The organism is Flavobacterium sp. 140616W15, from assembly GCF_003668995.1.
Classification (GTDB): Bacteria; Bacteroidota; Bacteroidia; order Flavobacteriales; family Flavobacteriaceae; genus Flavobacterium.
This window is the reverse complement of sequence record NZ_CP033068.1, coordinates 1072708-1090978: the sequence shown is the minus strand read 5'-3', so window position 1 is coordinate 1090978 and position 18271 is coordinate 1072708. Positions and strand designations below refer to the sequence as shown.

Below are 18271 nucleotides of genomic sequence, written 5' to 3'. Positions count from 1 at the left end.
GCCAGATAGCACCGGGATAGAATTGGCGAAATTCCGCCAACTAGAACAAAACTTACCTTGTTAAACTATCATATGTCCAGGTCTGCAATATATTCACTTGTGTCGCCCAGCTTTTTTTTAAGACTATCTCTTCCTGTGGCAAACTGCGCCTCATTAAGTATGGCTTTTATATCACAATACTTAAATTCGACATTTTCTTTCTCTGTACTAAAAAATAAAATTCTGGAAAACTTTTTGCTCGCTTTGACAACAAAGGCGGTGGAAGAAATAGACAAAACATTATTCTGCTCTGTAGCAATTCCTATCTGAAAATTACCCTTATTGAGCGAGTGTGTATTCTTTTCAAAGGCAACAAAGCGTTTATCCTCGCTGCTCAGTGATTTCAGAGCCTGTATCGATTTGACTATTATTGCCAATTGATTTCCGGTCAGGACAGTTCCCAGCACTTCGAGTAAATTTTTTTCAATTCCAAATAAATTGCTTTGACTCTCATAGGAGTCAAATCCGGTATTTGCAAATACCCATCCGAGTCTTTCTAAAACTTCAAAGTACCTCTTATGCCAATCCATCAATTGCTCATCGTCTGGAAAAGCTTTTGTTGCTACTCTTTGGGCCAGTAAAAGTGAATTTAAAACATCTTCCTGGCGTTCAGCAGATACTCCTGCCTCAAAAGACTGTACACTCTTAAAATTAATAGTTGCACTTTCCTCTTCGGTACCTTCATAAAGATCATCTGTAACTTTTCGTACCGTGAATGGTAGTTTATTTTCTGAATCGTACAGTTCAAGTCCCGTTATATAAGCTTCTAATTCGTTCATATTTATAAATTTTAGCAGTTATATCTTAAGTATAAAATCTAATGGCGCAGTACTGATCATTCTATCACTATAGTCCGTTAATTGATCCAAAAATTCACCTTGTGTATTCAGAAGATCTCCTGCAGGTAAAACCACCCAATAATCAGTTCCAAACATTACTTTGCTCTGAATCTCAGCATTGGCATCAAGTTCTTTTTTAAAAGTTTCAAAAAGCTCACTTTCTACTAAATTAAAGGAAAAATCTGTGTACACATTCCAATTAGGATTCTTTAGCATTGCAATTATTTTTTTCACTCTTACATCTCCCAAATTAGTTTTACTGTGATTTAACCAAAAATCATCTCCGCCAAAATGTGCCAGATTTAATTTTAGTTTTGGATATTTCTCAAGCACTGGTATCCAGGCTTCGGGATTATTTAAATACCGCGCTCTTTCAGGTCTTGAATTACCGGGAATCACGAAGTTATGCACCCCGGTCTGATCTTCTACCACAATACTTTTCTCAAATGTAGATACCGACTCGCCCCCACAATGCGAAACAACAGGTATGTTTTTCTCAGCACAAATTTTAAAAATTGGATCCAACCTTACATCAGTTGGCAAATAGCCCATCGACGGGTAGCATTTTACACCAAAAAAAGGTGCCTGACGATCGTTAAATGCTTTTATAAATAGATCATAAATGTTTTCTTCTTTGTCATTTAATGATACTCTTCTGGGATCGATGGCCAAAAAAGGTAAGATCGGTCGATCGGCCATGATGGCTTTAATTTCGTCAATCTGTGCGCTTAAACATTTACGTGGTTTCATATCCCACCCTGTTGCTAAATCCATCATTAAAACCCCTGTTAAAAAAGGCCTGTTCTTATACGATGGTAGCTGTACAACCGAAAAATTATCAACGTAATGATCCAGAACTTCTCTCATACTTCCTTTTTTCAATACTCTTAAGGCTTCCCTTATATCAAGTCCTAAAAACTCTATTTCAGATGTAAGCTCAGCAACTGTTTCCAGGTCGGATTCTAATTTCTCCCAGTCTGCTTCCGAGTTTAAATCATTGGCTTTAATTTCCTCATAAATTTCCTCTTCTGTTTTAATGAGAAGACTATCTACCTCAAAAGATTCTAAACCAAGTAAATCTTTTAATTTGCTCTTAAGCATTCGAAGCAAAACATAACCGGTACTCAAGCATCTTCTGTCAAAAATATGAGTATGAATATCAATTATACACTCTTTATCAGTAATGGCCTGCTTTGCCTTTGCAGAGAGTCGTGTTTTAGGATCATCACTAATGACCTGTCGGGCTGTGGTTATAAATTCATTTACTGTCATATTTTTATAATTTAGTTGGTAGAAAATATTTGATGAAAATTAAATCAATCGTTAAGATGGAATATTGGGCCAGAGCATCTCAGCAATATATTTAATCAAGATCCCTTCATTTGCTCCCCGACTTTCGCCAGTTTGTGAATTAATTAGTAATCCCCCTTCATCTTCTGTTTTTCCGGCATGGTGCAAGGCAATCACTTTCCAATCATTATTAAAAACCGGAGACCCACTCGATCCTTTTTCGGTATCTGTTTCATAGAAAATCTTTCTTCCATCAACATTGATTATTGAATTTGCGGTAAGGGCAATTTGCTTGGTTTGACCTAAAGGATGCTGTATTATCGTAACAGGAGAACCATTTTGTGGTTCTGTAAATGTGTCTAATTCAAGAAATCCCCACTTTGCAATCGGATTAGAAGGGTTGTCAATTATCTTAACATAGGCGTAATCCATTTCCTGAATTGGACTGCCTTTCCAATTGGTGGCGTCCAAAAGGAATTCTGAGGTACTTCTAGCATTTCCCAAAAAATCTTCTTCATAGTCAAATACTATTTTAGCATTCTTTATTTTTTCTTCAGAGGGAAGTATATGAAAATTAGTCATCAAATAGCCGCCTTCCAGTACGAATCCTGTTCCTTTTACACCATCGGTCCGCACTACCTGGCAAACACTCTTAGCACATTCAATAGCTTGCTGAAGCCACTTTATTTTTACCAGATTATTATATGGGCCAATAATCTTTTCTAAATGTGTCTCTTCACTTGCAACATAAATGCTTTTCATCTTTCCTAACAACTGCACTGTATGAATTTCAGATGGAACGTTATTATTAATTCTTAGAAGATTACTGGCAATACTCGCCCTTTCAACATCGGCATTTTCATTAGAAATGGTAGCTGCGATAATTTTATTCTCGAGTCTTTTTAATCTAGCTTTATTCATTATTATCGAGTTCTTTACATCCAGCGAGATATTTGAAAATTTCTCATCCATAAGCTCCAGGGCCTCTACAAGCTTATCCTCTTGAACTATTTGATTTACAACATTTAAAAGTGTTTCAATTGCCGGAATTAAATTTTCCTGAGTCATAAAAAATCAAAGTTTAATTTTTAACAAATTTTCGTGGATGAAGTAATCTAAAAGATTTTGTCTACAAAATTTAAATAGCCATAAATGTAAACAAATTACAAGAAAGCTATATAGGTATTTCCACCTGTATTTTACTGATTATCAAACTTAGAGAGCAATAATTGAAGTTTATCAAAAAGTAAAATTGTTGCGAAGTATTAAAAGTCTAATTAAACAGTTTATGAAGTGATGATTTCAACTCATTGTAACCGACAAAAACTCACCTGAAAACGATATTGTAAGTTCTGTGGTAAAATCGTGGCGTATGGTATTAAAAAAATGAGTATTGATTAGAAATACAACATTTTGCGCTCATATGCAGTTCTCCTAAACAAAACACGTCTCTCTGGCAGCCCTAGCCCCGATAGCAGTGAAAATCCTATGCGCCGGGGGTTCCGGCACATAGATTGAAACGGATAGCGGGAAAAGCTCCTGAAAAAATAACAAATCAAACCTAAAAACCCACTGATCAGCATGGTCATTGTATATAATACTGCACCTCCCCCCCCCCCGATAACCTGACCGCTGTTCTATGCAGGCTATGTTAATCCTATTAAAGCATATAGGCATGAAATTATGAAGATTGCTAAAATAAGCGGCCCTGTTACCTACCATAGATGTATCAGAGACCTGAATGATTACGGTTATATAAATTATCTTCCAAAGAGAAATAGAAATCAGAAGAGCATAATTTATTTCACCGTTTAAGAGTTTACTAAAAATCGCAGTATTGATTACAAGTACAACAATTGGGTTGCAATGTGCAGTTCTCCAAAACAAAAAAGGGTTCTCCGGTAGCCCTAGCCCCGATAGAAGTGAAAATCCTTTTGTGCCGGTGTTCACAAAAGATTACTTCACTATACTTTTATTTTATTGGAGTTCAGTGAACTTCGTTTGCAGCGTATAGCAGGAAGGGCTCCTAAAAAATAATATTAAATACACTCCGCTAATCAATCCAATTTTCAATATAGGCAAGTTTATAAAGGTCTCTTATGAGCTAAAAAAAACCGCATGGGTGGAGATTTTTGGCAAGACCTGAAAGGCCCGACCTTGCTTTGGCTTATGGACACGGACTACCTTTGCTCCTGAAATAAGACAAAAGCATACAGGGTCTTAGGTAAAAAGGAAGAAGGGAAGCAATTGGGATTCTATGGATAAAGAGCATTAAGGAAAAAAGCAGACAGCTTGAGGGTGAATTACAAAAGTTGGACACTGAACCTACGAAGTATTGTGAAGGATACGAGTCAAAAAAATACTTAGTGACAACTATTGTTTGACAACTAAAAAGATTTGGTATTTATTCTTATATTCGTTTAAAAATCTTACTAATGGCATAAAGCCAACTATAAAAGCCGTATTGGAGTCATTTCATGGCCGGTATAGATTAGCTGGCAGTAGCTTTAGAGAAAATCGTAGAAAAAGAAAATTGAAATAGAAAATGGCAAAATTTATTACCGGAGAAAATCTTGAAAATGCAGTTTATGAAATAATTTGGGAAGCAGAAAGCAGTCTTTTAATTGTTTCTCCATTTATTAAACTTGATGATTATTTCAAAAGACTTTTTGACAAGCATATGAATAATCCAAAACTACATATTTTAATTGTTTTTGGTAAAAACGAAAGAGAAGTAAGTAGAAGTTTAAGCAAAAATGATTTTGACTATTTCAAAAAATTTCTCAACATAAGCATAGTTTATATTCCAAATCTTCACGCAAAATATTATGGAAATGAAAAGAAAGGAGTAATTACTTCAATAAATTTATATGATTATTCATTTAAAAACAATGTTGAATTTGGTGTTTATTCTGAAATAAATATTTTATCAAAATTCACAAGAAATACAGACAATGAAGCATGGCAAACTTGTTATGAACTTGCAGAAAAAAGTGAAGCTATTTTCATAAAAAGACCTGTTTTTGAAAAGAAAATATTGAGTTCATTGCTTGGTAAAAATTATATAAAATCTGATACTTTACAAGACACAACTGAAAAGTTTTATTCTTCATCGATTAGAAATCGAGATAATCAAATAAAAACATTAGAGGATTTTCCTTTCGAACTGGAATTGGGTTCAGAACAAAATAGTAGACCAAACAGAGCGGAAATAGAAAATCCAATAAATGGTTTCTGCATAAGAACTGGAGAAAAAATAGAGTTTAATTTAAAAAAGCCATTTTCATATCAAGCATATAGAAGTTGGGCTTCTTTTAGAAACGATAACTATCCTGAAAACTTTTGTCACAAAACAGGAAATCCATCGAATGGAAAAACATCAATGCGTAAACCAATATTGTAAAAGAAAAAAAGTTACTGCCAATTGCTAGAGTTTCGTTAGGCTTGAAAAGCCTACAATGAAACTCCTGTTGAACGGAGCCGATTACATCTCTGGCAACTGTGGAGTTATCGTATAATGAGTTTTAGAATTTCAAGGGGACTTATAGTCCTCTTTTTTTTAGAGTGGTTTGGAGCTGCCCTAGCCCCGATTGCTTCGCCAGTACGCTTCGCTCGTGTGCAGTGGAAATCCTTTTGTGCCTGGGTTCGGCGCAAAAGATTGGAACGTATAGCGGGAAAAAGCTCCCAAAAAATAGTATTAAACCTAAATAATATTAAATACAATTGACTATACTAATCACTTCAATTAGATTCCACTAAAAATTCCTAATACCCGATTAATTCTACCTGCGGATCACCTGATCACTATTTTATAAATACAAATCATTATTCTGTAAAAAAAGTGCTGCCATCCTTTTTACATTTGACATAGCACAAAGAACAAAATACAAAGTACAAAGTAGAACAAACCCGGAACTACCGCCCAACCTGCCCCGCGACACCCCTTTAAAAAAAACCACAGTACTAATCTAATTTAAAAAGATAAAATACCAAATTCAGACGCGCCATAAAATTACCTTGGAGATGACCGTAATTCTCAAAACCTGGACGCAGACCCAAAAAAACACAGGTCCAAAGAGAAACCCTTATGATTCAGAGAACCTTGACCAGGAATCCGGCAGTACATCCAAAGATATAACCCAAGAGGATCTTATAGATAATGCCTCTTCTAAAGGGTTTGAAACTGCTAGGGATACTCAGGGAAGCGACAATCCTAAAGACACAGCCCTTCAAACCACCCAGCCCGAAAAGGATCATCCCGTTCATAAGGGAATTCGAAATAAGGGGACTAGGCTGTGAGGAGCTAAAGGAAGAGGAACGCACAAGGGGCGCGTCGCGTCATGGTGCAAAGCGTAATAGTTAGCGGTATTATTTATTTTTTTCCAGTAGGTAAACAAGCTTTTTGTTTTCATATACTTTCAAGTCACCCTCCTTAGTCACTTGGAATGATTTTCCTTTTTTAGGAATGCTAAAAATGGTATCATCGTTCATAATCTTTAATTCCATTTTTCTTTTGTCAACTTTTAAGTTTTCCAAATATTCATATTGAACTATCGAATTACCTTCTTTTTTAAACTCAATAATACTAAAATATCCAATCCAAGATCGTTCTTTAATTTCAAAGAAACTTTCCATATACCCTATTTGATTTGGATTTAATTTTGTTTGAATTGATGCAACTTTTTTTGTCGAATCGTCATTTAAATTATCCTTACTTTCTTTACAAGAAAATAAAAGAAGTGCTAAAAAAATAGAATCACTGTTTTGTTCATAGTAAGATTTTTTTTAAAATTCAATAAGGCAATTTTATCTAACCACATTTTTTTTGGCAATAGTACCGCTAAAGTTCTGGCCCTTGGCACGGTTGAGCAATAAAGAGGCGGGATTTTTCGGTTAAGTATAAATTTCCCAAATACAAAACCAACTTTCCATTAATACAATTGCCCAAATCCGTTGTAGTAGCTGCTGTAACTTTGTACTTCTGTGTCCTATCGTTTTCCTCTATTGAGTAATCAACTCAAACCAAAATACATTACTGTTTCCTTTCACAGCTTTTTTATCTTCTTGATCAAGACCATTTACAAAATTTTTATACTGTGCCATGTATGAAGCCGATGATTTGTCTGGACAATATGAGTTGAAAACGTTATAACTATAAGGTTTTGCCATAGTTGTTAGTTTGTTGACGCAAGGAAATACTTGATTCCAGTTAGTCATAACTTTAAATCTTACTTCATTCCAAATTGGACAGCTAATTTTTTGTCCTGCAATTAGCATTCTGTTACTTTCTGAAATTACTTGTTCGATATAAAGCTGGTTTTGTTTTTTATAGAACTCTGCTTTTTCTATATATAATTTTCTTGCATTTGCAAGTTCAGTTGTTGATTTGGACACTGACTGACTTGCATCTAATTTCTTTTGGTCATATATTTGTTTAATCTTTGCAATTTCTTGTGCCTGTTGTTTAGGTAAATTTGTATTTAATTGAAAGACTTCAGTTGTCAATTTTTTATTCTCACTCTCTAATGAGGTAATCTTATTTTTTACGTTTGTGTTGTAGTCAAGTATGTCTTTTTCAAGTGAAGTAATTTGCACAATTATTTGATTCAAGCTAGCCGTAAGTGTTGCTTTAATACTTTCAGTAATAGCCAATTTGATTAACTCTTTTTCAGTTTCATTCTTTTGCTCTTTTAATTTAATAAGATTAATTTCCAAAGGAGCTAGATAATTGGCTTGCTCAACTTGAATTTCTTTAATTTGTTGCTCATTAGTAACTATCTTGGCTTTTTTCTCATTTTGTGCTTCTAAATTTTCTTTTTTTATTTGCTCTTTTATTGCCACACTTTCCTTTTGAAATTCCTGCTCGTATCGGATTATTCTAGCTTTGAAAATTGTTATATTATCATCTGTAATAAGAATATTAGTAGCATAACCCATCAAATCGTTTACCCAATTATCATGTTTTGATTTAGCCTCTGAAAATACGTTTGTTTCATAGCTTTTACTATGGTTAGTTATTTCCTTACATAAATTCTCATTACCTTTCTCTAAATTACCAATGTCATTGAGTTTTCTGTTAACGGCATTATCACCTTTTTCCAAATTTTGAATTTGTACTTTTTTCAGTGCAATCTTTTCAGTGAACCTTTTTCTTGTTGCTTCCAGTTCTGCCGTTGTAGCAGGTATTGCATAACCTTTTACTTCTCCTAAATGTTGTTCAAAGCTTTTACCTTCTTTTTCAAATTCTGATTTGTATTTTCCACATTGACTACATTTAGCACCCACCTTCATATCAGCAATCAAATCATCTCTTTCTTTGTAAAGAGCAGATAATTCGCCTTTTAACTTCTGGACCTTATCCTTACGTAGGGCATCAAGACTTAACAGCTCTTCTTTATATTGAGCTATTTTTATTTTATTGTTTTCGTATGATAATGCTTTTGATTCAATACTTACTACATCACTAATGCCTACAGTTTGAGCATATGTATTTACAGAAGACATTACTGCTATCAACAGACAATATGTATAAAAACGTTTTATCATTTTATGTGTAATGTTTTAATTATTCTCCAAATGGATCATCTTCGGCTGAACATAAATCGCGCAGGTGTTCAAAAGCTTTTTTTAATTTATTGAAGTTGGTGGTATCGCTTCCTAAAAAATATAAAATTATAGAATCTGTGGACTCTACCTTATTATCTTTATTATCAACTATTACATAATAATTAGAATATCTATAATTCCCACCACCATCGCCGTAACCGAAACCCGCCCATTCCCTTTTTTCCCTAGTAGCATAATATTCATTCCAGTAGCTATATGTTCCGGATTTGCTTTTGAGTTTTATGGTTAACCATTTTATTGAACCAGATTCAGGAGATGTTTCTGTAACACTACTTATGAGCCTAGGATCAAAAGTATATACGCTATTGTAACTCTTATAGCTGGAATAAGTTGTAGTACTATATCCTAAATCTTCACCACTATTTTTAACTTTTCGAGTAACGGTAATTTTGCATTCAGATATACTAATGTCTATATTCTTCAATTCAAAATCTCCCCCTTTATGACCAATCCCTTCATTTAATTTTTTCTGTACATAGTTAATCGTTTCGTCTTTTGTCAATGTTGCCTTGTCTTGCGCATATGAAGATAAGGAGTACAAACCTAAAAGGTACATAAGTAATAATTTTCTCATTTTTGTTTAAGTTTTCATTCGCTTACTCTATTCAGTTTTCAGCTTCCCTGATATATCAAAGTTTTTTTTAACTGTCAATTTCAAGTCTATTCTGTCGATATTGGCGATTGCATGACACACAACTTTTTTATATATGTGTTATAAAACTACACAAACCCAAGCAAATTGGGGTAGATATATGTGATAATTAGTACACATTATTTATTTCAAATATATCTTTTTTTTTATTATAAATGATCAAAAAGATAGTATTGGGCTTATGAAATTATTATTAAAAAACTAAAAATCAAAACATTAAGAATGAATTCAACCCTTTAGCCCCGATAGCAGTGAAAATCCTTTTGTGCCGAGACTGGGCACAAAAGATTGTAACGTATAGCGGGAAAAAGCTCCTAAAAATAGCACTATATACAATTGACACGGGAATCGGTAAAAAAGATTGTAACGCATAGTGGGAAGAGCTCCTAAAAAAGAACATTAAGGAAGTAAAACATGCAGCACCGACATGAATTCCAAAAGGGGCGTCGCAAGACCAGGACCAGTAGAAAAAAGAGATTGCAAAAAGTAAAAATAAAATCGGAAAGGTAATTCTATGACTGCCAGTATCGTTGCAGAAAACAACCCCAAAACAGTAAAAATACTTAATCAGTACCCCCCCTCACCCCTTGCCCTATCTAGATTTTTTACCTAATTTTGCCCCATGACCCCAGAAGAAATAAAACGCTATTTTGAAGCCACTGCTCCGCCTCAGGAAGTGGATTGGAAACCCTGGGCAAAAATTACCGATTCTCAACTTTTTCTTAAAAGCTGTTACTCCACTATAAACAATTACAAAGGAAGCCTTGATATGTGCCCGGCATGGTGGCATCTGAAAGAGTTTTATATGCTTGTACGACGAGGTTCACAGCAAGACAAAAGCGAAAATCAATCGGAATAAACTTTAAATTTCAGCCCTGCTTTACCCATATCTTTATATCTACAAAATAGTCCCACAACAGCCCTAGCCCCGATTGCTTCGCCAGTTCGCTTTGCTCGTGTGCAGTGGAAATCCTTTTGTGTCGGGGCTGGGCACAAAGATTGCTTCGCCAGTTCGCTTGCGCTCGGGCAATGTCATTAAGTTAAGGGATTTTTATATTGCATCTTTTTGATTTTTAAGTACTAAAGGTCTTACTCTAGTTCTGTATTTACCTGCTTCACGTTTATTATTCCGATTTAATCGAATTGGAATTGTATTTTGAAGAAACAAATTTTCTAATTCTTTGAATACTTCTTCCAAAGGAGCTTCTTTAAAAAGTAATTCTAAAATTCGGTTTTTTAAAAAACCATAAGACAAATTCGTGTTTACTTTATAATCTAATTTTGTATTTTGATTTTTAGCCTTTAGTTCTTCTTCTAAATCGTTTACAATAATCGACTGCAGATTACTGATAAATACAGCACAGAAAAAATCCTGCTCAATACTCATTTTAGAATAACCGGTAAAATATTCTACTTTCAATTTGTTTTTTAATTCGTCGTAAAAGGTCTCAATTCCCCATCTTAAAAAGTATAATTCTTTAAATATACCTGATGGGTAAATTTGACTGTCCAATAAAGAAGTCATCAATATTTCAATTTCTCCGCTAGGTAAATCAACCCGTACCAAACGAACTTTTATACTGGTGGATTTGTCATAATCTTTTCCTGTAAATAAGTGCTTTTCCTGTGGAAAAACATCAACAATCAGTGTTCTTTTCTCACTTGATATAAATGAACTTACAATCTTGCTATGATTTTTCTGTACTCTTATCAAATAATTAATCCCTGCCTTAATATGCTCGTATTTAAAGTCGTAAGAAGGATATCCTCTATCATAAATTATTAAATCGCCTTCTTTCCAGTGTCCTTTATGGTTTAAGGCTAACTCTCGCTCTCCTGTTTTTATGTTTTCTAAAACTGAATCTAAAACTAATCGATTTAACACATCATATAATACCGAGGATCTTGCTTGAACTATTGATGTATTGGTCTGGTTTTTAGATTCCCCAAAAGACATTTTTAATTGCTCAGTAAATGGAAGAGTTATCTTTGAACCATCAACGGCTAAAACTCTAAAATCCTTAAATCGTTTAATATTTTGATTGCCCTGCACATAATAATTATCAGTAATGACTGATGATAAATGATTAAAAACCTCTGGTTTTATTTTTTTCCTTTTTTGCACAAAAGCACTCGATGTGAAACTCTCAATTTTCTGAAACTCTAATTTTGAATTTAAGTACTCTAGAAAATTATTAATTTCTATAGCCATACTTTTTCTTAATAGATCAACATAAACAGTAAAACCTGATCAAAAGACTGTTTTCGCTTTCTAGTAAAATCTTGTTCATTCACTTTATAATTGGATATTATATCTTTACTAAAAATCTCTTCTCTCAATTTTTTGATGATTAAAATTGAATTCTTCTGCATATTTAAAATCTGTAAAATTACAGATTAAATATAAGAAAATTAACACAAAATAACAAAATAAAAACACCTTAATTCATTTAAAATAAACAGATTAACATCTTAACTTAATGACATTGGCCGCTACCCCTCATTTGGCAAGATTGTTTTAGGCTGGATTTAAAATTGATCTTGTATTTGGAAAATCACCGTTAAAGCGAAAAATAAACCTTAATTTTGTCCAAAACCCGCTGTATTACTAGGACAAAGTAAGGAATTTTAGAAAAACCAAAATCAATCTGAATTTAATATGTTTAGCTTTTTAAAAAAGAAAAAAGATTTACCAGAATTTGACTTTATTAAATCATATTCTGATAAAGAGAAATACTTTGTGCGAATAAAAAAATGGAATTGGTTGAATCCTGAACAAATCACTTTATTGGAAAAAGGCGTTGACGGAAAAATAAAAATGACTACAATGAATTATTGGCTTCAAGAAATGTTTCTAGATGCTGACGGACAAAAAACAATTTTAGATTATTTAGACATTTTAATTAAGCAATTCAGAGATAATAAAATGGAAATCCCATCCGACTTGGATAAGTTTATGGTGGAAACACTTTTGAGTTTAAAAACTGAATTAAAAGCTATTGAGTTTAGTGATTCACCTACTGAAATTAAAAATGAATTTAGAAATCCAATAAAAGAATAAACTGCTGATTTTACAGTTTCGAAATACTAAGCTATTTATCTACCGAATTATAATATCGATAACTTCATTAGGCATCTTTGAAATTATAAAAAAGAAAAGAATTAAAGGTCAAATTTTTCTCAACGGCTTATTAATTATTATCTATATTATAATTAAAATTAAACCGATAAGTTATTATACTTTGATGACAGCAGAACAAAATATGGTCCTACCCTAGCCCCGATAGCAGTGGAAATCCTTTTGTGCCGGGGTTCGGCGCAAAAGATTGCAACGTATAGCGGGAAGAGCTCCTAAAAAAAATATTAAAATTAATGATGCTGATCACTCAAAAAAGAAAGAATAGAAAGAAAAAAGTTTATATAGAGATAGAAAATAAGCACTTAACGAATCATTAAAATAAATAAAACTAATGTTTTTCATGGAAACATATATAGCTTAAAATAAATAAGTTACATTTATTGTTGAAATACAAATTCCAGCGCTATTTGCCTCCAATTTGAAAATACATTTTTTTACGAGTATTAAAAAATTAAGCCCTATTCTTTAGTTCCAGCACCTCTCTTTTTATCTCAAGGATTAAATCTTTCATACTTTGGGTTTCTGATAACTCCTGCTTTTTATCGGTACGTCCGATATTGCACTCATATTCCCAGATTTCCAGAATATCCGAAGCCTTTACTTCGTAATTAGGATAGAAAGGATTATCAGATGCTAAAACAAGTGCATTTTTTTTGTTTTTATTCAGGCGTTTATACACCATGCCCTCGTTTTTAGTAATCAGAATATACGTTTTACCATCGAGCACCTCTCCCAGCCTTTCCACATAACGGCCAATGATAATTGAACCATCCTCATGCGGTGGCATTGAATCTCCTTCCACTGGAAAACCCCGGTGTTTCCCAGGTCCCAAAAAAGGCAACGCCATTTGTTGCAGACTCTCGATATATTCAGGATCGCCGTATCCATTCAAGTAGCCTGCTTTTGCTTTTTGGGTCACGATTTCAACAAAATCATTTCCTGCTGCATCAACGGTAATAGGTAACAATAGTCTGTTGTTTTCTAATTTTAGTAAATCATCCATCGGGATTTTTCGAACATCTACAGAGAGTAACAGATCAATACTGATTTGATAATAATGTGCTATTTTCTTTAGAATTTCATACGGCGCTTCAGAGGTACCCTCTTCGTATTTGGCATACCTCCCCCGTGTGATTAGAAGACTTTCAGCCACTTTTTCCTGAGAAATCTTCCTTTTTGCCCTAAGGCTTCTGATGTTGTCGGAAAATAAAGACATGTTGATTTTGTTACAATTTGTAGCAACAAAGGTAATTAATTTTGTTATAATCTGTACTAATTTTGTTCCGTATAAAAGGAAGAAGCTTATGGGAAGGTCAATTGTACATATCGATATGAATACGTTTTTTGTATCCTGCGAAAGGTTAACCAATTCTGAGTTAAACGGAGTGCCTCTTATTATTGGAGGTGGAGACCGTGGTGTCGTTGCTTCTTGCTCCTATGAAGCGCGTACTTTTGGCGTGCGATCCGCCATGCCGATCAAGATGGCACTTCGGCTTTGCCCTCAGGCAAAAGTAATGAAAGGCGATATGGAATTATATTCCACTTTATCACATACCATTACAGAAATAATTCAGGAAAAAGCTCCAATAGTCGAAAAAGCGAGTATTGATGAATTTTATTTGGACATAACCGGTATGGATAAATTCTATGGTAGTTATAAATGGACGAGTGAACTGGCTCAAACCATTACCAAAGAAACAGGATTGCCACTGACTTTTGCTTTATCAGTGAATAAAACAGTTTCTAAAATTGGCACTGGAGAGGGCAAACAAAAACAGAATTTGGAGATTCCTGAGCATATGGTACAACCCTTTTTAAATCCATTATCCATACAGAAAATCCCGATGGTAGGAGATAAAACCTTTCAGCTGCTCTCCCGAATTGGAATTCGAACCATTCAGACGCTCTCTGAAATGCCTTCAGAAGTCTTGCAGCAAATGATTGGAAAAAACGGCACGGAACTCTGGAAGAAAGCCAACGGTATAGATCATAATCCTGTAGAACCTTACACGGAGAGAAAGTCTATATCAACCGAACATACGTTCTCCCAGGATACCATTGACATTATAAAACTCAAACGCATCTTGGTTGGTATGGTCGAAAAATTGGCCTTTCAACTGCGTTCTGAACAGTGGCTTACCTCAACTGTAGTGATCAAAATCCGCTACGCTAATTTTGATACTGAGACCAAACAATGCCGTATCGCCTATACCTCTGCCGATCATACGCTGACCAAAAACGTAACCGATCTCTTTGATAAACTCTACCAGCGCCGGATGCGTCTGCGCCTGATTGGAATTCGGTTCAGTGGACTCGTTCGTGGTACCTATCAGATTAACCTCTTTGAGGATACCGAAGAAATGCTTTCCTTATATCAGGCTATAGACAAAATGAAAAGTCGCTATGGCTTCGATGCCGTTATGCGCTGCGCCGGAGCGAGTTTTAAACCCAATACCAAAAATGAAATTTTAAAACGTAAGGTCTAAAATTCAAAATATCCCTTTTAGTAAGTACTATTTTTTAAATACACTAGCTGATGTACCTCAATTGTCATTCTTTTCATTCCCTGCGCTACGGAACCATACCACTCGAAGAGTTGGTACAACAGGCTGTGGCTTGCAATGTAAAGGCAATGGCGCTCACCGATATCAATACCGTAACAGGAATTTATGATTTTGTAAAAGCCTGTAATGAAGTTGGTATAAAACCAATTGTGGGTATGGAATTACGCTTTGATGGTCAGCTTCGTTATATTGCCTTGGCCAAGAACCGAAACGGTCTGGGACAAATGAACCGTTTTCTTACCGATCATAATTTCGATGGAACACCCCTTCCCTTTTCTGCACCCCGATGGGAAGATGTGGTAGTTATCTATCCCCTGGAGAATATACCTGATGTTTTAAAAGAAAATGAATACATCGGCATACGTCCCGAGCAGCTTCCCAAACTTTTCCATGCCCAGTGGAAAGCCCTGTTGCATAAAATGGTCATCCTGCAACCTGTAGTTTTTCGAACCAAAAGAGAATTTAATTTACACCGTATCCTTCGGGCTATTGACATTAATGCCTTACTATCTAAACTTACCCAGGAGGATGTGTGTAAAACTTCAGATGTGATGATTCCCTTGGAGCAATTACTATTACCTTTTACAGAGTACCCCGAGATTATAGCCAACACTCAAAAAGTAATCGAAGACTGTAATTTTGAATTTGATTTCAAAACACCCAAAAATAAAAAATTTTATACCCAGAGTAGAGAAACCGATATTGCCTTGCTCACTCAATTGGCCTTTGAGGGGCTAGAGTGGCGTTATGGAGCCGATAACCTGGTGGCTAAGGCACGCGTGGAAAAAGAGCTAAAAGTCATCGATGAATTGCAGTTCAGTGGCTATTTTCTAATTACTTGGGACATCATCCAGTACAGCAATAGCTGCGGTTTTATGCATATCGGTAGAGGGAGCGGTGCCAACAGTATCGTAAGTTATTGTTTGGGCATAACCGACATCTGCCCAATTGAACTTGATTTGTATTTTGAACGTTTTCTGAACCTCAACCGTAAAACGCCTCCCGATTTTGATATCGACTGGTCGTGGAAAGAGCGCAATACCATCCTGGAATATATCTTCAAACGCTATGGCGCGGATCACGTTGCTTTTTGCGGCACCAATGTAGAATTCAAATACCGCTCGATATTTCGCGAAGTGGGTAAAGTATTTGGACTCCCAAAAGAAGAACTCGATATGCTGGCCAAGAATCCCATGGCACTACACGAGACCAATACTATCGTTAAATATGTTCAGCAGTATGGAATGTTACTCGAAAAATATCCCAACCAGCGCAGCATGCACTCCTGTGGAATCATCATCTCTGAAGAGCCTATCACCAATTATACCCCGCTGGAGATGCCGCCAAAAGGATTCCCTATTGTGCTCTTTGATATGCACATCGCCGAGGATATAGGTTTTGAAAAATTTGATATCCTGAGCCAGCGTGGCATTGGCCATATCGATGATAGTGTGAAACTCATCCAAAAGAACCGCGGGATTACGGTAGATATTCGCAATACAGCGCTTTCTAAAGACGAAGCCTTATGCAATACCTACTTGGCCACTGGCAAGACCATTGGGTGCTTTTATATCGAAAGTCCCGCCATGCGTGGGCTACTGCGCCGTTTGAATTGTGATAATTATAAAATACTCGTGGCGGCCTCTTCCATTATCCGCCCCGGAGTAGCACAGTCTGGTATGATGAAAGAATACATTTTTCGTCACAACCATCCCGATAAATTCGAATATTTTCACGAGGTTTTTAAAGAGCAACTCGGAGAAACCTATGGCATTATGGTCTATCAGGAAGATGTGATTAAAATTGCCTTGCATTATGGAGGATTACCCGCTGCCGATGGAGATATATTGCGTCGTGCCATGAGTGGTAAAGGCCGATCCAAAGCAGCCTTGCAAAAAGTAAAAGATAATTTCTTTGCTTCCTGTCTGCAGAAAGGGCATCCTGAGCTACTGAGTCAAGAAATATACCGCCAGATCGAATCCTTTGCTGGCTATTCCTTTTGCAAGGCACATTCTGCTTCCTACGCCGTGGAGAGCTATCAGAGTTTATATCTCAAGGTACATTATCCTGTGGAATTCATGGTAGCAGTAATTAATAATCAGGGAGGCTTTTATAGAACTGAAGTGTATGTGCATGAAGCGAAGATGTCAGGCGCTACCCTGCACAATCCGTGCGTCAACAAAAGCGATTATGAAACTACATTATATGGCACCGATGTCTATTTGGGCTTCATGCATCTTGAGGGTTTAGAAACCAAACTGGCGCAACTAATTATTACAGAGCGTGAAGCCCATGGTGCCTTCCTGTCTTTGGAAAACTTCATCAATCGTATTCCCATTGGTATTGAAGGCATCCAAATCTTGATTTTTATCGGTGCCTTCCGATTTACAGGACAATCCAAAAATCAATTATTGGTAATCGCCCGACTCATACTAGTGAATTTCAAACCTGAAAACAGAAATCTGATGTTACTGCAAGAGCCGGTTAAAGCTTATAAATTGCCTGTACTGGAACGCTCTGCTTTTGAAGATGCTTTCGATGAAATTGAACTGCTGAGTTTCCCCGTATCCTGTACCCCATTCGATTTGTTACAGACCAAATACAGAGGATCTGTACTAGTTAAGGATCTAATTAGTCATCATAAAAAAACAATAAAAATGCTCGCCTACCTCATCTCCAGAAAACACGTACCCACCAAAAGAGGCACCATGTATTTTGGAACCTGGATAGATAACAAAGGGGATTATTTCGATACGGTGCATTTTCCTGATAGCCTGGGGCAGTATCCGTTTTTGGGCGGTGGTTGTTACCTGCTCTTAGGTACCGTGGAAGTCGATTATCATTTTCCAACGGTGACTATAACTAAAATGGCAAAGATGCCCTTTATTGCTGATCCTCGCTATTCTAATGCTTCAGAGAAACAGTACACTGCTCATCAGCAGTTACGAGAAGATGTGAGTATGACCCATCGGGCTCCTTATCCACAGGAGCATGAGATTAATATTCCAAGGCAGAAAATGACTCCATGAAAAATCAAAATAAACCTAACTTGTTTTCTAAAGAAAAGAACATACGGTTCAGGTGTCAAAACCTGTTAGAAAGTAAATCAATAATAAAATTA

Annotated in this window: 14 protein-coding genes; 6 read left to right on the top strand and 8 right to left on the bottom strand. The window is 35.5% G+C overall.

The features are described from left to right. Nucleotides 1-68: 68 nt before the first annotated feature. From EAG11_RS04735 to EAG11_RS04725, 3 genes are read right to left on the bottom strand one after another with little or no spacing between them, the layout of a single operon-like run. Nucleotides 69-818, bottom strand: a complete 750-nt coding sequence (locus EAG11_RS04735; RefSeq protein ID WP_129538136.1) for a hypothetical protein — start codon at nt 816-818, stop codon at nt 69-71. A gap of 18 nt (nt 819-836) precedes the next feature. Further along, the gene (locus EAG11_RS04730) at nt 837-2150 is read right to left on the bottom strand and encodes an amidohydrolase family protein (protein WP_129538135.1); all 1314 of its coding nucleotides are present in this window, start codon (nt 2148-2150) and stop codon (nt 837-839) included. Between the two features lie 51 nt (nt 2151-2201). Then, nucleotides 2202-3236 carry a trypsin-like peptidase domain-containing protein gene (locus EAG11_RS04725; RefSeq protein ID WP_129538134.1) on the bottom strand — a complete coding sequence of 345 codons (1035 nt, stop codon included), beginning with the start codon at nt 3234-3236 and terminating at the stop codon, nt 2202-2204. A 1477-nt stretch (nt 3237-4713) separates the two neighbouring features. On the opposite strand from EAG11_RS04725, the gene EAG11_RS04720 reads away from it, so the two are divergent. Together EAG11_RS04720 and EAG11_RS04715 are read left to right on the top strand one after the other, a co-directional pair. Further along, complete coding sequence (locus EAG11_RS04720; RefSeq protein ID WP_129538133.1) at nt 4714-5571, top strand: phospholipase D family protein; 858 nt, start codon at nt 4714-4716, stop codon at nt 5569-5571. A 620-nt stretch (nt 5572-6191) separates the two neighbouring features. Then, nucleotides 6192-6467, top strand: a complete 276-nt coding sequence (locus tag EAG11_RS04715; protein WP_129538132.1) for a hypothetical protein — start codon at nt 6192-6194, stop codon at nt 6465-6467. 69 nt (nt 6468-6536) lie between these two features. Here EAG11_RS04715 and EAG11_RS04710 read toward each other — a convergent pair whose 3' ends face one another. The 3 genes from EAG11_RS04710 to EAG11_RS04700 all read right to left on the bottom strand — a co-directional run bounded on the left by EAG11_RS04710 (nt 6537) and on the right by EAG11_RS04700 (nt 9369). Then, nucleotides 6537-6803 carry a hypothetical protein gene (locus EAG11_RS04710; protein ID WP_129538131.1) on the bottom strand — a complete coding sequence of 89 codons (267 nt, stop codon included), beginning with the start codon at nt 6801-6803 and terminating at the stop codon, nt 6537-6539. A 366-nt stretch (nt 6804-7169) separates the two neighbouring features. Next, entirely contained in the window at nt 7170-8714 is a 1545-nt protein-coding gene (locus EAG11_RS04705) for a hypothetical protein (RefSeq protein ID WP_129538130.1), read from the bottom strand. A 19-nt stretch (nt 8715-8733) separates the two neighbouring features. Further along, nucleotides 8734-9369, bottom strand: coding sequence for a hypothetical protein (locus tag EAG11_RS04700; RefSeq protein ID WP_129538129.1), 636 nt, complete (start codon nt 9367-9369; stop codon nt 8734-8736). Between the two features lie 700 nt (nt 9370-10069). On the opposite strand from EAG11_RS04700, the gene EAG11_RS04695 reads away from it, so the two are divergent. After that, nucleotides 10070-10306, top strand: a complete 237-nt coding sequence (locus tag EAG11_RS04695; protein WP_129538128.1) for a hypothetical protein — start codon at nt 10070-10072, stop codon at nt 10304-10306. A gap of 192 nt (nt 10307-10498) precedes the next feature. Here EAG11_RS04695 and EAG11_RS04690 read toward each other — a convergent pair whose 3' ends face one another. Further along, nucleotides 10499-11659, bottom strand: a complete 1161-nt coding sequence (locus EAG11_RS04690) for an IS4 family transposase (RefSeq protein WP_129538127.1) — start codon at nt 11657-11659, stop codon at nt 10499-10501. Between the two features lie 447 nt (nt 11660-12106). On the opposite strand from EAG11_RS04690, the gene EAG11_RS04685 reads away from it, so the two are divergent. Beyond that, nucleotides 12107-12508 (top strand): hypothetical protein, encoded by a 402-nt coding sequence (locus tag EAG11_RS04685; protein ID WP_129538126.1) that lies wholly within the window; start codon nt 12107-12109, stop codon nt 12506-12508. A 529-nt stretch (nt 12509-13037) separates the two neighbouring features. Here EAG11_RS04685 and EAG11_RS04680 read toward each other — a convergent pair. Further along, a complete protein-coding gene (locus EAG11_RS04680) occupies nt 13038-13802 on the bottom strand; it encodes a helix-turn-helix domain-containing protein (RefSeq protein ID WP_129538125.1) in 765 nt (254 codons plus the stop codon). A gap of 88 nt (nt 13803-13890) precedes the next feature. On the opposite strand from EAG11_RS04680, the gene dinB reads away from it, so the two are divergent. Continuing rightward, a complete protein-coding gene (gene dinB / locus EAG11_RS04675) occupies nt 13891-15072 on the top strand; it encodes a DNA polymerase IV (RefSeq protein ID WP_129538124.1) in 1182 nt (393 codons plus the stop codon). Nucleotides 15073-15122: 50 nt separating this feature from the next. After that, complete coding sequence (locus tag EAG11_RS04670; protein WP_129538123.1) at nt 15123-18179, top strand: DNA polymerase III subunit alpha; 3057 nt, start codon at nt 15123-15125, stop codon at nt 18177-18179. Nucleotides 18180-18271 lie beyond the last annotated feature (92 nt).

Bases quoted from the DNA above. Each gene is read 5' to 3' on its own strand.
- EAG11_RS04735 (WP_129538136.1), bottom strand. From the start codon at position 818: ATGAACGAATTAGAAGCTTATATAACGGGACTTGAACTGTACGATTCA.
- EAG11_RS04730 (WP_129538135.1), bottom strand. From the start codon at position 2,150: ATGACAGTAAATGAATTTATAACCACAGCCCGACAGGTCATTAGTGAT.
- EAG11_RS04725 (WP_129538134.1), bottom strand. From the start codon at position 3,236: ATGACTCAGGAAAATTTAATTCCGGCAATTGAAACACTTTTAAATGTT.
- EAG11_RS04720 (WP_129538133.1), top strand. From the start codon at position 4,714: ATGGCAAAATTTATTACCGGAGAAAATCTTGAAAATGCAGTTTATGAA.
- EAG11_RS04715 (WP_129538132.1), top strand. From the start codon at position 6,192: ATGACCGTAATTCTCAAAACCTGGACGCAGACCCAAAAAAACACAGGT.
- EAG11_RS04710 (WP_129538131.1), bottom strand. From the start codon at position 6,803: ATGGAAAGTTTCTTTGAAATTAAAGAACGATCTTGGATTGGATATTTT.
- EAG11_RS04705 (WP_129538130.1), bottom strand. From the start codon at position 8,714: ATGATAAAACGTTTTTATACATATTGTCTGTTGATAGCAGTAATGTCT.
- EAG11_RS04700 (WP_129538129.1), bottom strand. From the start codon at position 9,369: ATGAGAAAATTATTACTTATGTACCTTTTAGGTTTGTACTCCTTATCT.
- EAG11_RS04695 (WP_129538128.1), top strand. From the start codon at position 10,070: ATGACCCCAGAAGAAATAAAACGCTATTTTGAAGCCACTGCTCCGCCT.
- EAG11_RS04690 (WP_129538127.1), bottom strand. From the start codon at position 11,659: ATGGCTATAGAAATTAATAATTTTCTAGAGTACTTAAATTCAAAATTA.
- EAG11_RS04685 (WP_129538126.1), top strand. From the start codon at position 12,107: ATGTTTAGCTTTTTAAAAAAGAAAAAAGATTTACCAGAATTTGACTTT.
- EAG11_RS04680 (WP_129538125.1), bottom strand. From the start codon at position 13,802: ATGTCTTTATTTTCCGACAACATCAGAAGCCTTAGGGCAAAAAGGAAG.
- dinB (WP_129538124.1), top strand. From the start codon at position 13,891: ATGGGAAGGTCAATTGTACATATCGATATGAATACGTTTTTTGTATCC.
- EAG11_RS04670 (WP_129538123.1), top strand. From the start codon at position 15,123: ATGTACCTCAATTGTCATTCTTTTCATTCCCTGCGCTACGGAACCATA.